The 17311-nt window shown below is 44.7% G+C and carries 9 protein-coding genes; 1 reads left to right on the forward strand and 8 read right to left on the reverse strand.

Features of this window, described 5'->3' with window-relative positions:
• Window positions 1-141 precede the first annotated feature (141 nt).
• A complete protein-coding gene (locus tag ABD960_RS12985; RefSeq protein WP_345331586.1) occupies window positions 142-2454 on the forward strand; it encodes a mechanosensitive ion channel family protein in 2313 nt (770 codons plus the stop codon).
• Here the strand turns inward: ABD960_RS12985 and ABD960_RS12990 are convergent, their stop codons facing one another.
• The 8 genes from ABD960_RS12990 to ABD960_RS13025 all read right to left on the reverse strand — a co-directional run bounded on the left by ABD960_RS12990 (window position 2455) and on the right by ABD960_RS13025 (window position 17084).
• Complete coding sequence (locus ABD960_RS12990) at window positions 2455-3474, reverse strand: LacI family DNA-binding transcriptional regulator (protein WP_345331587.1); 1020 nt, start codon at window positions 3472-3474, stop codon at window positions 2455-2457.
• Window positions 3475-3714: 240 nt separating this feature from the next.
• Window positions 3715-6291: a BamA/TamA family outer membrane protein gene (locus tag ABD960_RS12995; RefSeq protein WP_345331588.1), complete on the reverse strand. Its 2577-nt coding sequence runs from the start codon at window positions 6289-6291 to the stop codon at window positions 3715-3717.
• A 16-nt stretch (window positions 6292-6307) separates the two neighbouring features.
• Window positions 6308-8671, reverse strand: a complete 2364-nt coding sequence (locus tag ABD960_RS13000; RefSeq protein WP_345331589.1) for a hypothetical protein — start codon at window positions 8669-8671, stop codon at window positions 6308-6310.
• Between the two features lie 16 nt (window positions 8672-8687).
• The gene (locus tag ABD960_RS13005; protein ID WP_345331590.1) at window positions 8688-12317 is read right to left on the reverse strand and encodes a BamA/TamA family outer membrane protein; all 3630 of its coding nucleotides are present in this window, start codon (window positions 12315-12317) and stop codon (window positions 8688-8690) included.
• Entirely contained in the window at window positions 12307-12924 is a 618-nt protein-coding gene (locus ABD960_RS13010) for a phosphatase PAP2 family protein (RefSeq protein ID WP_345331591.1), read from the reverse strand. Before ABD960_RS13010 ends, ABD960_RS13005 begins: the two co-directional genes overlap by 11 nt.
• 39 nt (window positions 12925-12963) lie before the next feature.
• The gene (locus ABD960_RS13015) at window positions 12964-13848 is read right to left on the reverse strand and encodes an SdiA-regulated domain-containing protein (protein WP_345331592.1); all 885 of its coding nucleotides are present in this window, start codon (window positions 13846-13848) and stop codon (window positions 12964-12966) included.
• Window positions 13832-15880 carry a polyphosphate kinase 1 gene (gene ppk1 / locus ABD960_RS13020; RefSeq protein ID WP_345331593.1) on the reverse strand — a complete coding sequence of 683 codons (2049 nt, stop codon included), beginning with the start codon at window positions 15878-15880 and terminating at the stop codon, window positions 13832-13834. Before ppk1 ends, ABD960_RS13015 begins: the two co-directional genes overlap by 17 nt.
• Window positions 15870-17084 (reverse strand): Pycsar system effector family protein, encoded by a 1215-nt coding sequence (locus tag ABD960_RS13025; protein ID WP_345331594.1) that lies wholly within the window; start codon window positions 17082-17084, stop codon window positions 15870-15872. The genes ppk1 and ABD960_RS13025 overlap by 11 nt, the downstream gene beginning before the upstream one ends.
• Window positions 17085-17311 lie beyond the last annotated feature (227 nt).

Raw genomic sequence — 17311 nt, forward strand, 5'->3', positions numbered from 1 at the left:
ATTTAACTATACTTCACATTAAGAAAACCATTACCATCTAAACAAGTTTTATAGTTCAGGTTATAATTACTTGGGTTCAATATGGTAAAAAGGCGCATAAATAACGTTAAAAGAGATTTTATACTTATAACATTGGGTGTGATGATAACATTGGCGAGTATCGCCATGATACCCCAAACATCAGCGGCACAAAACAAACCTGTGAATTCCGATACGGTAAATACCATACCCGACACACTGCTTTTTAAAATACAACAGGCGCAGGCCGCCATAACCGATATTAACGCGGCGAACAAAAAAGGCTACCGGATTGACGATATAAAAAGCGGCTTAAATGAAGTAAAAAACAGCATTAGCCCGGTTAAAACAGACCTGGCGATCCCTAAAAAAGTAATTGATACCAAAAGCCTGTTGAGCTACAACCTTATTTTAAAAGACGCCCAATCAAAACTTACCGACTGGCAGGCTCGATTAACTAAACTTAACAACGACCTGCAACAGCGGGCAGATAAAGTGGTGTCGCTCAGCAATGATTCGCTACTTACTGTTGATAATAAAGACACTACGCAAAAACGGCTCTACACCGCTCAACTGGCTGATATAAAACTGCGTTTGCAGGGTGCAGGTAAGGTTACCAGCACAGGGCTTGATACCGTGAGTACGTTACTTGCTTATGTATCGGCGTTATACCTCACTGTTAACGATATGCAGAGCGCCATTGATGAGCGGCTGCATCAATCCGGGCGCAGCGCCATCGGGCGCGAAGTACCCTACCTATGGTCGGCACCGGCAAAAAGCCAGAACAACGACCTGCTGAAACTAATCAGTTCATCATTTGAAGGACAAAATAAAATATTAGGTTATTTTTTTGATTCCTCGTGGGATAACCGTGTGTTGCTGTTGCTTACAGGTATTGCATTTTACCTTTGGGTTTTCCGCAACTTTAAAAAGATACTAAAGCCGGATTTACGGGAACGGGTAGGCGAACTACGCTTTAAATATATCCGCCATTATCCCATACTCGCAACATTGATTGTGATACTCAATCTGGCGCCGCTGTTTGAGCCCGATTCTCCGTCGCTTTATATTGAGTTGACGCAATTTCTGTCGCTAACGGCGCTAACTATTCTTTTTTGGCAACATATTGACGGTAAAGACATTAAATACTGGTTTTTAATAATCGGTTTGTATGTAGTCATCGTGCTTTCTACCTCTGTGGTGCAGGAGGCCGTTTGGATGCGCCTGTGGTTAATAGCGTTAAACATTGTTGCAGTATACGGCGGAATTATGTTTATGCGGCGGTTACGTAACGAGGGCGTAGCCAAAAAGCTGACCAACCCGGTTCTGTATATTTTTGTGTTTCTTAATCTACTGGCCATTATTCTGAATATACTCGGCCGGATAAGCCTGGCAAAAGTGTATAGCACTACGGCTATAATAGGTATTTCTCAGGTGATAAGTTTGGCAGTGTTTATACAAATTTTAACTGATGCCCTTGAACTGCAAATAAAGGTGAGCGCCTGCTCAGAAGGCTTGTTTTCGCGTATCAACATCAACCGCTCACGCACATCCTTTAAAAAAGCTTTAACGGTAGTAGCTGTTGTACTGTGGCTGCTTGTATTCATGATCAACCTGAGCATTGCCGGTGGTATTTACGCCTTTATACAGCAGGTATTAATAAAGGAGCGCACCTTTGGCAGCGTTAAATTTACATTGAGCAATGTGCTGTTTTTCGCAGTGATTGTTTACCTGGCCAATATGCTGCAAAAACACGTGGACGTATTATTTGGCGAAGGCGGCATCAGCAACAACATTAACGATAAAATAGAGCATAAAGGTTCAAAACTGGCACTACTCCGGTTGGTTATAATAATCATTGGTGTACTATTAGCGGTAACAGCATCAGGAATTCCTTTAGATAAACTGACTGTGGTATTAGGCGCCCTTTCAGTAGGTATAGGTTTGGGTATGCAAAACATTGTAAACAACTTTGTATCGGGCATCATACTCATTTTTGAAAAGCCTTTTCGCATTGGCGACTATATTGAACTGGCTGACAAAAAAGGCAAAGTGCAGGATATAGGCATACGCTCCAGCAAAATGCTTACGCCCCAGGGCAGCGAGGTAATCATTCCTAATGGCGATCTGCTCTCGGGCAGGTTAGTGAACTGGACACTCAGCAATGATTATCTGAAAACCGAAATAATTTTCAAGGTAGCCATTGATACCGACATCGAAGCTATCCGCAAAATAGTAGAAGAAGAAGTTGGCAAAGAAAGCGACACGGTTAAAAACCTGCCTCCCGAATTGCTTATCAATTCCTTCGCGGCTGATAACATCGAACTAAAAATACTGGTATGGCTAACCAATATTTACGCGGAGGCCGGTTTTAAGAGCCGCCTGCTGCAAAAATTATTAGGCCGCTTTAAAAACATGGCGATTAAAACCATGTAATTATTTTTTTACCGGTTGGGATGACCCCCTGACAACCAGATCGGTATGCAATACGATGGATTGATTTTTAGTGCCGACGCCGTTGTTGTTCAGCTTATCAAGCAGAATGGTGATGATGTGCTCGGCCATATCTTCAACAGGCTGCGCAACAGTAGTAATTGGCGGCGAATGCAGTTCAAAAGCGTCCGAATCATCAAATGATATTACCGCGATATCCTCCGGAATACGGATGCCCAGGTTGTGCATTATCTTGATGCCGTAAGTAGCATCACGGTTGGTGCCGAATAATACGGCGTCGATACCCTTGCGCGATTTCAGAAACGCGGTGATTGATTCTGTCAGGTCTTCGGCAAAAGGTAATTCCTTGATCAGTTGTTTCAGGCCGTGTTCCTTTAACGCCATCTGGTAACCCCTTATACGATCAACCATCTGCGTTTGGTCGTTAGCAAAAGTTATCAGCGCTATGTTTTTATAGCCCTGCCCTACCAGGTACTGCGTGGCATTATAGGCACTGAACTGATTGTTCACCACTACATAATCCGTATCAATGGTAGGCAAATAACGGTCAAACAATACCACGGGCATCGATTCATTGATCAGCGAGGCGATATCTTCTTCCACACCCTGCGGCGGAGCGATGATATAACCGTCTACATGCCTGTCGCGAAACATGTTGATCATGTCCCTGGTCTTCTGCATATCATTATACGTGCTGCAATAAATAATCTTGTAACCATTTTTGTAGGCCCTGTCCTCTATCAAACGGGCGATAGAGCCAAAAAACGGGTTTGAAATATCCTCTACAATGAGCCCTATCGTATTTGATTTACCGGTACGCAAACTTTTAGCAAGCGAATTTGGCTTGTAACCTACTTCTTTAACGTACTTAAGCACCTTGTCTACCATTTCGGTACTGATGCGCTTCTCTTTAGCACGACCGTTAAGTATGAATGATACCGTGGTTTTAGATATGTTAAGGTTATTCGCTATATCAACTATTGACAGCCTCTTCTTCGACATTTGACGGGATATTAGATCTAAAAAAATTGTTAAGGTTTACATGGTTATCGCTTTCAACCAAGAGTGAGTTACAAAATCACTTAAGCGCTGAAAAGCAAAAATATACCATAATTATAATGCACAATGGTTGAATTTCAAATTTATTGTAATTGATACACTTTAAAGAAATCTTTTTATAAATATTTAAAATGTTTTAGCAGGTATTGTATTTTTTGGGCGCAAAGCGCTAATACATCGCTTTTAATAGTGAATACCAAGGGAGATGTAAGGGATGGCTCCTTCTCGCGAAAAACCCATCGCGGCCTCAATAAGTACCAAACGGGCCGGTATCAGATATAAACCACCACCGTAGCCGACATATATTTTGTCTGAGCTTTCGCCGGGCGACCATACCCTGCCGGCATCCGTAAAGCCGATCAGCCCCAACGAGCCGGGAAGCAGGTAAGAGTTAAAGTCAAATAGCTTTACGCGCGTCTCCAAGTCGTTATACAACATGGTTTCGCCGGTAAAACGGTTGGTATGGAAGCCCCGAAGGTTGGCGAGGCCGCCTAACTTTACCTTCTGAAAATATTCTGCATGACCAAAAATGTGGCCGCCGCCGGTGCGGTTAATAATTACCCAAACTGAATCACGGTCGGGGTTAACAACAAAGCCGAACTCCGATTGCAGCTGCATATATTTGTTACGGCCGCCGCTTATTCCGGCGTAGCCCGAAAAGGTGGTATTCCAAAATATGCCTTGTGTTGGTATCAGCGCTTTATTACGCGTATCCAACCAGGCATTAGTCGTAAAACCGGCGTAAGCCCTGTCAGCAAATACCTGCTGATCCGGATTTTGCTGGTCATAGAGTGCTAAAAACTTCCGCTCGTTATTATCCTGCGATGCGGTATAAAACTGACCGGCCAACCCGGCACTGAAACGCCATTTGTTTATGTTTTGATAAAGCGATACATCCCCGGTTACCAAATCATAGCGGTTACGGTAGTAACCAATCTCGCGCCTCCCGCGATTGATAAAAACACTCTCATTACCCAGGCCAAAAAAGTTGCTTACGTTGTTTGGGCCTCGCGCTTTCAGGTTAACCATCAGGTTAGTATTGCCAAATAGCTTAATAAAGTCGCCGGTGTAGGTGAATACAAATGATTTTCGGGCCAGTGAATATTCAGTCAGAAATTCGTGCCGGTAGGCGTACGGCTCCTTACGAAAGCCATGTTTTTCGTAGGAGAAACCGCCGATCAATGAAATTCCTTTATCAACACCATAATTAGCCAGGGTTATAATGGCAAAACGGTCGTACTTAAAACTTTCGCGCTCGTAACGGTTAACCGCACTATCCGTTGACAGCTTTAACCTGGCTTGTGAGCGTGATGGCAACACGTTGCTCTCCTGCTTTAAATCGTACACATAAATATTGTGCTTGTTATGCAGGCTATCCGCTATGCGTACGGTGTCGGCACCGGTACCGGCCACTATGCGCAGCTTTATTTTTGAAGGTGTCGATCCGCTTACGGTAAACCTATCGCTGTTATCAAAGCCGTATAGCCTTACCTCGCTGGTAACATCCGGGTAAAAGGTACGCTTATAAGTAGAATGGTCCACGCTGCCATTCTTTTTGATTTTGTTAACCGTAACCCGCAAACTACCATCAGTATTGCTGGTAATGGCAAATCCGTCGTGCTTATCTGTCGCCGGAATCTCTACATACTTGCTTATAAATCGGTAGTATTCCAACGCCTGTTTCATCAACAGGTTCCGGCGTGATATAAAGTTGGCTACTATTCTGCTGCCGGATATCTTGTAAACCGTATCGGGCATTCGCTTTACAGAGGCAGTGATCAATTCATCTGTCAATGTGTTTTGTACGTAAGCTATCTCTTTTTTCCAGTCACCCTCATCCAAACGGTTTAAAAAATACCGGTCAAAATAACGCGCCTGCACGTTCCAGCCATTAATATCCCTGATGTGGTCACCGTAACCCTGAAACTTCGACGATAACCACTGGTGCGATACTATCCAAGGGAAAACACCATCGGTGTAATAAAACACCTGGTCTCGATCACGCGGAACAGGCTTATACAGATCACCGCTTTTACCCTCAAGCTTTTCCCATCGCCATTGATCTTCATGCCGATCCCAATCGCCCAGCAGCATATCCAGCAAACGGGCGCGTAACACCAGTTTCTCATCTATCTTGTTGTCATTATCGTCACGTATCTTCTGCAGTACTTTATCAGTATTATAGGTTTTTTCGGCATCAAGCGGTTCCCGCTCTTCCAGCAAAAAAACCTGGTTAGCAAAATCTTTTCGATACTCACCTAATGCCGGGTCGTCGGCTACATAAACAATCTCAGGATTGGCATGCGGTATGCCCAGAGCGGATGCCAACGGTGGTACCACCAGGGCGCTAAAAGGATGCGCGGACGAAACCTGATCCTGCAAAATATCGCGCGCCACCGTTTTTTTGAGATTTTCGGGCAGCTTGCGGTCAGGGTATTTTTGTAGTGTGCGTAAAGCCCACTGGCGCCCGGCCGAGTCCTGCAAACGCAGCGAACGGGTTTGCATACCGCCGCCCAACTGCAATATCTTCATGCCACCCCTTTCGGTTGATAAATGAACAACGCGCAGCTTAACAGGTGCTGCCCAAATGGCCCGGTTATGGTTACCCAGTAAAAAGCGGTGTATTTTGCTTACCTTATCATATTCAGGCGCAACGCTTACCTCTATGCTATCTACGTTTTGCCTGTTTTGAGCTAATAAGTGCACCGGCCCGAAAAACAGTATCGCTATAAATAAAAACAGATAAAATGATTTACTCATAGCGCGAAGTGTTAAACTAGTCAATTGATTCAGGCAATTCGGCATCAACATAATTAACAGTTGTACGAAGTGCTTTCAGTCCCGACACCCCTTGCAGTTCTTCTAAATCCAACTGCTCAACCGCGCCGGTTAAATAGCCCTGCTCCTGCAAATATTGTATATATTCAAGATACTCACCTGCCTCGTTCTGATTGAAATAAACCAGCGCTATTTTCCCAGGCTGGGTAAGGCGCTCAGCTGTGCCTTTTACCAATACCTTATCTATCCGTTTTTTAACCACTTCGTAGCGGATGTTATAAGCGCCTTCTACGTCAAACCGTCGCTCATCATTCCTGAAACTGATATTGATCGGGTTTGAATGGATGAATATCATATGCGTGGTATGCAGCGGCTTTATCATGTTCTTGGATAGTCCGGCAGTTAAACGCGCTATCTCCACCATCGAGCGTATTTGCCATAAACGCAGGTTTTTAAGGTAAACCTCATTAAACGGCATTTCAGGCGCTATGGATTGGCCGATATAAATGTCGTATTCCACCCCATCCGTACGGAATTTGCTGAAATAGCAGGGATATGATTTTTGCAGCATAGCCTGCGCCTTTTCCAGGTAATGACTTACAGAGGTATTGATAAGCTGCATCGAGGCCTCCAGTTCGCGCCGTTTCTGGTAAGCGATGCCGCTCTCTTCTCGAACAGAATTAAAATATTCGTTTATCACCGCCGCAGTTACCGGGTGCCCAGAACGGATATGCTTCAACAGCGGATCAACCTCATTATCCAAAAAAGCGCGAAGCATAACCTCATCGTTAGAGTTGGTGTAATCGCTTATACGCACCTTCCACTCTTTAACGTTATAGATCAGCTTGTCTATAAGATTCATATCCACATGCTTTTTAACAGCTACAAGTGCATCGCAAAGCGTGTTAAGCAGTTGCGAAAGGTCTTCCTGTAAAGCTATATTACGCTCGATTGTTGAATTTCGAATATCGATAGCGCCAAACAACGGGTACATATTTTCAAACACCACGGTATCGATAACCGGTAATCGATCGCTGTTTTTTAGCCCGCGCAGGTAATTAAGCGCTACCTCATTAAATTTCCACTGTACGGAAGGCTGCAAAGCTGTAAACTTATCCTTCAGTATGGAATCGATAGCTGAATTAAACCTGTCAATACTGTACTGAAACAATTGGGCCAGCAAAGGTAGCGCGCGCTGTAATTTTGACAGCAGCACTTCATCAATAATCAATTCCTTGGTGGAGTGCAGCTCCATAGCGCCCGCGAGCTTTTTGTTGTAATATATCGGGATGAGTGTGTAGGCGCATATGCCTGCCTGTTTGATGATGCGCAGCATCACGTTATCTACGGCTTTTTCATCGGTTATCTTGGTATAAATTATCGGGCGCGGGTTTTTGCGGTACTCTTCAACCAAGGCATACATCACCTCGTCGGCAATGCCGGCTTTTGAGGCGGCATCCATCAGCACACTGTCCTTACAATCGTCCGAATCAAATACAAGCTTGTCGTTAAGCGTTAAAAATGGCATTATACCAAATTCAATCTCGGCATTACCCGCCAATGTTTTTAACGACTGGATTACCAGCGGATAAGCAGCGCGCTCATCAGCATGCTCTACCAATACCGAACGCAGGTTATCAATAGCCCGCGTCATGGTGATATCGGTAAGCGTAAGTATGGTAAAGCCCTCGAGCCTGAAGTGGTGAAGCGGCAAAATATCGGCAAGTATTTCCAGCTCACGCCCTTCATGCATCTGCTCGCCTATTTTTTCAAAGTCGAGCACAGGCAGTTCACCATCAACAAAAATATTAATGAAACTGGTGTCGGCGTGTATGCTGAAGTATTTATTCAGGTGACTAACCGGATCAGTATAAGTTAATACCTTCTCATCCTTGAATACGGAGGTAAAGTTGTAAAACCGCTTTAAAATAAGCTGATAGATAAACTGCAACTGCTTTTTCTCAATATGATCGGTTTCTTCAAACCCCTCAACGTGTGCTACTTCCGCATTGTTGGTGTAAAAGTTATAGAAGGCATCCGTACTAAAGAATATCTTATCAGGCACAGGGGTGCTCATCGCCCAAAAGAATTCTTTTTCGCTGGCAACCAGTGGGGTCAGTATGGTGTATATCAATACCAGCATTTCCTGGTATCTTTCCAGGTCGGCTACTTTTACAATGTAATCCGTAGCCTGTAATTCGCTCAGCTTTTCAAGCAAAAACTTGTAGAACTGCGCTTTTATAGGATGCTCGGTTTTCAGCCGTTCCTGCAGGTGCTCTACAAGCGGTTTAAAAGAGAGCCTTGTTTCAACCTGGCAAACAACGCATTGGTCCTGGTTTATTTCAAGTATTTCGGTGTGCATTTTTTGGTGTGTTATCTTAATATCTAAATTTCATAGATATGTAGGGGTACCAGCCTTCGTCAGAATGCCCGGCAACTAACTGAACTACCGCCATACGTGCAGGTGCAAAATAGATGCCACCGCCGTTGCCAATGTGCCATTTATCGCTTTGTTCGCCTTTTTCCCAAACGCGGCCAACGTCAAAAAATCCGGTAATGCCAAACTGTCCAGGTAAAATGTAGCTGGCAAAATCGCCCAGTTTAATGCGCAGTTCCAGGTTATTGTAGGCGCTATGCTGGCCGGCAAACCGGTATTGGCGAAAGCCCTGTAAGTTTTGAATGCCGCCAAGGAACAATGATTGATAAAATGCTGTTTTACCAATGGTAACACCGCCGCCTATCCTGTCGGCAAGCACTATTGAGCCGCTTGATGTAAGGCTTTTGTAAAAGGCCACTTCAGGCACTATTTGTATGTACGATTTTGAGTAGCTGTTTAACCCTGCATATCCCTCCACTTTTATGTTAACCATGTTGCCCCAGGTTGGCAGTACCGGGTTGTTACGCTTATCGCTGATAAAGTTAAAAACAACACCCGCATGCAATTTATCTTTATCAACCGTAGCGCTATCATACGAGCCGATAAGCGACGTATTGTTAATAAAACGGCCAACGTTATCTTCTTTATCCAAATGGTAAGATTGAAATGATGGACCAATGCTTACCGATGTACCTTGCGAAGTCCGCCATCTCAGCGCCGGATCAATCTCTATTGTGTTATATCGCGTACGGTAAAAGCGCTTCCAGTTACCTACCCGGTCAAAAGCTGTTTCGTTACCACGGCCAAAAAAGTTGGTGGTATTATCCGGGGCTTGTATTAACGCCTGCAAAGTTATATCGGCATTTCCAATTGCTTCCATCCACTCGGCACTATATTTAATTCGGAAAGCTTTTGTTGCAAATGAATGACTGACCATGAGCTGATGCGCGTCGTTATAAGGTGATTTACGGAAGCCTTCCTGGTGTATATATTTGAAACCCAAGCCAAAAATTAAACCGTCATCCGCGTTTAAAGCGCCGGTTGCCAGCGGGATGAGCTTATTATACAGATCAACCGGTACAAAGGCGGTGTTAGCACTGTCGGCACGTAAATGTTTTTTAAAGCGGCTGCTGTCGCCCTTAAAGGTGATGTTGTTGCCCTTGTTGTATAAGGGAATGCTCTTGGTAGTGTTGGCTATCTCATACACCTTATCGCCTTTTTTACCAATAACCTTAAGCTTTATGGGCGATGTTTTATTGTCGATAATCACATGGTCATCACCGTCCTCTACATAAAGCCTGATCTCCTTGGTAATATTACGGCTAAAGGTGTTGTTCATCAGCACATCCTCGGTTTTGCCATCCTTATTTATTTTTTTGATGACTACTTTGAGCGAGCGGGCGGTATCACCGGTTATTTCTACCAGCTCATTTTTATCCGTGGTGCGTATATCAACAATCTTATTTACAAACTTGTAGTATTTAGCCATGGCAGCGGGGATGTTATCCCTGCGCTGTTTAAGTTTGGCCAGCAGTTCGTTATGCCGGATAGCGTAAATTTCGGCAGGCAGTTTTTTCAATCCGGCCTCAAGCACCTGATCGCTTTCTGAAGCTACAAATTCGTTGGCCATGTTCATCCACTCCTGGTAACTAAAGTTAGCCTGCGGATACATATTTAAAAATCTCGATTTGAAAATCGACCATTTAACATACGGGATTTCGCCATCAAAACCTTGTAGTGTGGGTACTACCCAAGGCAAACCCGCAATGCCCGGAAACAAGCCTTCGTTTACATACAAAGCCTGGTCACGGTCGCGCGGAACGGCGGTGTAAACGGTGTTATCACCTGTTTTCTTTTCGGCCCAGCGCCATTGGTCTTCATGGCGGTCCCAGTCGCCCACCAGCAAATCGAGCATACGGGCTCGTACAAAACCCCGCGCATCAAACTTATTATCGTTATCCTTATTAAGGGCCTTGATGGCTTTCAATGTATTTTTTGAATCGCCGATAGGTTCACGCTCCTCTAACAGGCAAACCATATTATTAAATATAGCGCCATACTTGCCCAGGTTCTTATCCGGCGATACCACACCGATTATCGGATTGGCATGAGGCACCTTAGCCGCATCAGCCAATGGCGGTATCATTAATGCTGAATAGGGATGCTGCGCGCTCATGGCATCGTTCACCCAATCCTTAGCGAAGGTTTCCTGCAGTTCGCCGGGTAAAACTTTTTCCGGGCTTTTTTCAACACTGCGCAACACCCACTCTTTGCCATCCTTATCAACCAGGCGTAATGATTTTGACTGGTAGCCGCCCCCCAACTGTGTTGGTTTTAAGCCACCATGTATTTGCGACAGGCGGATAACCGGTAGCTTAGTTGGCTCTGCCCACTCCTTACGGTAATTTTCGCCAAAAAGGAAACGGTGCATACTACCGCCTTTATTATACTCTGGCCTTACCGCAATCACCGTACTATCGGCAGCAATCGGTTTAGGTATCGAGTCGCGGTAATTAACTTTTACAAAGGGTTGGGTATAGGTAAAAGCCTGCTTTACACCTTCGTCAGTAAAAATATAGTAGGTGAATACCATGCTCTTGTCCGCCATCATATCAGCGGTAACATAGCCCTGGGTAGCGTCCGCAAACAGCGAGTGTTTACCTTTTTTAGCATAGGTACGCTTGGCTCCGGCTCCGCTTACTACCTGTGTAAGTTTTTTACTCTTGATGAATTGTAAGCCATGCTCGTGCCCGGCAACATGGATCAGGTCCGGGTAGCCATTAAAAACCCTGTCAATACCCTGTATCATATTTTTATACAGCGGATGCCCGGTATCTTCAGGGTTAGTGAAAAGCGTACGCAGTGCCGGATATAGCGAGCCGATTACCGGCAGCGGTATATATAAATTCCTTTTAGCGGCAGTCAGCGGAAAGATATGATCCTTCAGCGAAAAATATCCGCCATGCGTGCCGTAGGTTTTAAAGGGATGGTGCGATGCCAGCAGTATAGTTTTACCTTTATTTTTATCAAACAGCTGCTGCATGCGCGCTAAAATATCCTGGCGGTTGTTACAGTCGCATTCAGCATCGGGGTTATCTTTATTAAAAGTAAAAAGCCACCACTCGCTATCGAACGCGATAATGGTGAGGCTATCAGTTAGGTTGATCTCTACCGGATCGGGGCAGCCGTCGCGCGGAACAAGCTTAAGCAAACTATCCTGCTGTGCGTCTAAAAAAACCCATTGCTGTTTTATTTTGGCCAAACCCTGCGGCCCCATCCTGTCCCAATCGTGGTTACCCGGAATAAAATAAACCGGTACGCCCTTGGCTCTGAACGGCTGGTATTGTGACCGTAAAATATCCTCCGTTTGCTTTTGCTCCGGGCTGCCGGGTAAACCCATGCCGTGCGGGTAAATATTATCGCCCAGATACATGACCATACTTTTGCCGGGTATGGTTTGGGCGGTGGCATGGGCAAGCACGGCTTCCTGCTGCTTATCCATCTCACCGGCGTCACCAATAAAAATGACCCGGTAACTTACCGGGCCTTTTTGCGCAATGGCGTTATGTATGCTAAAAATTAATATTGATAGTATAGTAAGTTTTACTACCGCTTTATAGTTAGTAGGCATAGGGTTTGGGTGTGGTGTAATAGCGTTTAAATAGTTTACGGTTAAGCCAATGGCTTGCATAACCCGCTCCTATCCCTAACGCCGCGCCGCCCAATACATCCGAGGGGTAATGTTTACCTAAATACATGCGTGAGTACCCTACCGAAGCCGCCCATGCATAGGCAGGCACCGTAACATACCACTTTTTGTATTGTAATGACAATGTTGTTGCCGTTGCAAACGCCATGCTGGTATGGCCCGAAGGCATTGACATATCAGTAGTTGGCGATACCGGGTAAATCATATTCGGATATTTATCGCCAGGGCGTGTACGGTTAAATGATTTCTTCATCAAATCAGTAACCAGCATATTAGCGCCTAAACTCAAAAACAGATCAAATGAGCTGTGCTTGGCCTTTTCGTCACCGCTTATTAAACCATAGATCAATGATCCGGCTGGCACCGCCGCACTTGCCCAATAAACAGAGTTACTGGTATTTATCCAGTACTGCGAATTCGGGTTTTCCGGGTTGATCTTGTTTAGCAGCTTGGCATCCCAACCCTGGGCAAAAACCGGCTTGCAAAAACATACAACAGCAGCAAAAATAAACAGCAAAAAACATTTCATCACCACACGCATACTTTAATTTTAATTTAAATATACAAATTACTTGTTATACACATACTTAAGCAGTGTGCCACTGCCATTGCCACCCTCGTTTGAAATGTATAGGTTGCCTTGCCTGTCGAACGCTATGCCTTCAGGCTGCGGAAATTGTGAACGTGTAAGCGGATATATATCTTTTACCTTAAAGTTGTTATCAGTAACCACTATCATTTTGTTAATGGATGACAGGATATACCACTCATTGGTAAGCGGATTCTTCGCAAGTGCCGAAGGCATAAACCTGGCCTTCTTTTTCTTTTTCTCTCCTGAGAGCGTTGCTACCTCCTCATTTGATATGCTAAACTCACCTGCCGGTTTTACGTTATTGCCTGCCAAAAGGTTAAACTTATAGCCCGCTGTGATGTTCATTTTTTTGTCAGCTTTGCTGTTTTTAGTGATGATGTAAATGGTAGCCGTGCTTTCATCGGCATACATACCCTCGTACTCGCCTTTAGGCAAAATGTTGCCTATTGTTTTTACCGATGTTACCTTACCCGCTTTTACCTGTGCCAGCGGTAAAATAAATAATACGCCATCACTGCGCAGCATAATTACCTGCTCGCGGCAAATGGCTATGTCCTCATAATCGCCGGGACCTGCAAATTGGGTTGATGAGATGTTCTTATCCCCTGGTTTAAAAAAATACACCTTACCGCTTTCATCCTCCTGCGCGTATACTACTGATGGATCGCCTTTGTAAAAGGTATGGCCTGATATTTCCGTCAGGCTGGCAGGCATCACAAACTTTTGAGGTTTGGAAAGATCGTACCCCGGTGGACTTTTCGATGCATCCCTTTTTTGCATGCACGAAAAACTGATGAACACCAGTGATAAAACCAGCAAAAACGCCGATTGAAACTTGAACTCCTTATATAATTGTTTCATGTTTATCATTCTTCAAAAAATTATAAATGGCATGTTGCGATTGTACCGCCTCACCTTGCCTTGCAACAGGTTTATTACTCATTTCCCGGTCAATATAAACCGCCTGCATGTTATCCTGCCATTGCAGATCGATCAGGTGCAATATCTCCGCTTTAATACCGGCATTATACACCGGGAAACACACCTCAATGCGACGATAAATATTACGGTTCATCCAATCGGCCGAACCCATGTATACCTGTTTATCGCCCCTGTTCTCAAATATGAATATTCGCCCATGCTCCAGGTAGCGGTCAACAATGCGGCGCACTTCAATATTTTCGCTCATACCTTGCACACCCGGCACTATACAGCATATTCCACGAACGATCAGCTGGATCTTTACTCCCGCTCGTGAAGCATCATACAACTTACTGATAAGGACCTTCTCTTCCAGGTTGTTCATCTTTATGGTGATGGACGCAGGCAGCCCTTGTTGCGCGTTGGCTATTTCATTATCAATCAACTCCAAGAACCGCCTTTGCAAATTAAACTGCGATACCAGCAATTCGCCAAAAGGGATCAGATCCGGCGATGATGGTTTTTGCCGCTTCGCCAGGAACAATAATAACAACTCCATTTCCCGTGTCAAAGCCGGGTTGCTCGTCATCAAAATATGGTCAGTATAAAATGATGCTGTGCTCTCATTAAAATTGCCAGTAGCCAGCAAGCCTGTATATTTTATCCTGTCGCCATCCCTCCTTTTTACTAACGCTACCTTAGCGTGAACTTTGAGCGCCGTTATACTGTAAATAATGCGCACACCGGCATCTTTCATTTTACGGGCCCATTTAATATTATTTGCTTCATCAAACCGGGCCTTCAGCTCTATCATCACGGTAACCTTTTTACCGTTTTTAGCCGCGCTGATGAGCGCATTCACAATTTTTGACTCCCTTGCCACGCGGTAAAGCGTAATGTAAACTTCCTCTACATCTGGATGCGTGGCTGCCTCATTAAATAAACGTAAAATGCTATGGTACGATTGATACGGAACGTTCAATAAAACGTCGCGCCCGTCCAGATATTGCAGCAAAGTTGTATCGCGCGGCACATCCGGACAATTTGCCGCCGGCCAGCGATCGTAGCTTAAAGCACTGTTTTTAACCGGGAAGTCGGCAAAATCCTTTAAATTATGGTACCTACCCCCTTCAACACTCACGGCATTGGCCAGCCCAAGCTGCTCGGTAGTTAAATTCAGGCTATAAAGCGGAATGCCCGGCTCAAACAAAAAACGTGTGGCCAAACCCTGATCGCGCTTGTTCAACTGCTTTTCAACCTGCCCGGCAACATCGCTGGTGTATTCGTCCTTCAGGTCAAGCTCCGCATCCCGGGTTATTTTAAAACTGTAACAGCCCTTTACTATTTTGCCCAAAAAAAGCAATTTCAGGTTAAGCCGCATAATATCGTCCAGAAAAAAAACGGCAGTTTCGCCATTTAGTTCAGTGGTATAAAAACGAGGCACTTTGTCCGATGGGATATTCACGATCACCGTTTCCTGTTTACCACCGTTTTCAATTACAACCAAAAAGTAAAGCTTATTATTTTCAGGAAAGAAATTAATATCATTCAACCCCACATACACCGGTTGCAAAAAGCCCAGCACGTCGCTATAAAAATAGGCGGTTAGCAAGGCCTGATATTTATCAGGTATCGCCTCATTATAAAACAGGTGGATCCCGTTTTCACTTAATTCAGGAATGATTTGCGCTACCAACGTTTTACCAAACAGTTGCTGCTGCGCCAAGATCGTTTCCCGTGCTTGCTGCAAGTTAGCCGTATCAGCGCCATCGCCATCACTGGTAATTTTCTGGAACGCAGCCAGTACTGGCATTCGTACCCGGTAAAATTCGTCGAGGTTTGACGAAAAGATGGACAGGAACTTGATGCGCTCCAGCAGCGGAACGGACGGTTTTGCAGCCTCGGCCAGCACACGCCCGTTGAACGAGAGCCAGCTCAGGTCGCGGTCGTTAAACAGGTTGTTAGTCTCCATTAAGTATTGACGCGATGATATAAGCGAATACCGACACAATCAACCCAAACATAAATATATTGTAGGATATCCGCAGCAAACGGTATTTTTTGCCTAACACTACCCCTTGCGAAAAGTTATCACGTATCAGGTTTCCGTACAAAAACTCTTTATCCTCCATCAGCTGGAACATACCGGCGCTGTATTCATCCAGCGACATGCGGTAAAAGTTACCGAAGAACAACAGGTTAACGTCCTTATTTTTCAGGTTATCCAGGGTAAACCTGCCATCGGGTATGGATGGGCGCGTAGCGAGGATAGAAAAGGTTATGGTAAGCAAGCTAACCGAAATTAGCATAACCGTAGGGATAAGCCAGGTACTGTCCTGATCCAGCTTGCGCAGCACCAAACTGATGATGGCCGACAGGATGATGGAGTTAACCGTGATCATAATATGTGCCTTGTTATCGGCCATATCACTCAGTCGCTGGTGGTTTGTTGAGCTGATCCGGAACATGGTTTCAATACCGCGCTCGGGCCGATCCTTTTTCTTTTTTTCGGGCTCATCATCATTTTTATTGACCTCATGTTGCTTATCAAACACTAAAATATCCTGCTGTTTGGCGTCATTTTTACTTTGCTTTTCCTTCAGCTCCGCGAGGTTTTTAGCTTTCTGGTCATCCAGCAGCAGGCGGCAGTAATCGGTAAAATACCGGTGATTTTCCATCAGGCTGATGGTCTTTTGCCGCCAATCGGCTTTGTTGATATCCATTTTGCAAAACAGCAGCATCTCTTCGCGCAGCTGCCTGCTGCCTTTACGCTGATCAACCGTACCCAGGTGAAAAAGGTCGGCATCACACATGATCTCCTGAAGCAATCCGTTAGGATTTTGCGGCATTTTGGTGGCCATTATAACGCCCTGAACTTTGGCTATTATTACCGCATCAACGCCTTTATGCTTTAAGTAATCGGCTGCGATTTGGGCGCTGCTTTCTTCGTGTTTTGAGGCGTCAACCATGTAACCGGTATCGTGAAACCAGGCACCGGCTATTACAATAAAATAGTCCTCGTCGTTCAGCTGGTAATGGTTGGCTATCTGCATAGCAGCGCCCACCACATTTTTGGTATGGCTTAAATTATGATATACCAGATCGGGGTTATTGTGATCACGAAAATATTTGATGACGTGATCCTTTGCCTCATCCAGCAATTGTTTGTAATTCATGTGTGTGTTTGGTGTATATAATATAAATATCGCTTATTAGTGTGTTTATCCCAAATCAGGACGGCGTATTAACGTATTAAATACGTTTTTATTCTGTAATGGCTAAAACACAAATCTTTACAATTGCCTATTTACTGTACCTAATCAATCGGGTAGTCATTACATAGATTATTGTCGGTTATGCTTTGCGCCTCCTGTAAACTCCTGAAGTAGTTTGCGGTTTTATC

The sequence above is a fragment of the Mucilaginibacter defluvii genome, assembly GCF_039543225.1.
Taxonomy (GTDB): Bacteria; Bacteroidota; Bacteroidia; order Sphingobacteriales; family Sphingobacteriaceae; genus Mucilaginibacter; species Mucilaginibacter defluvii.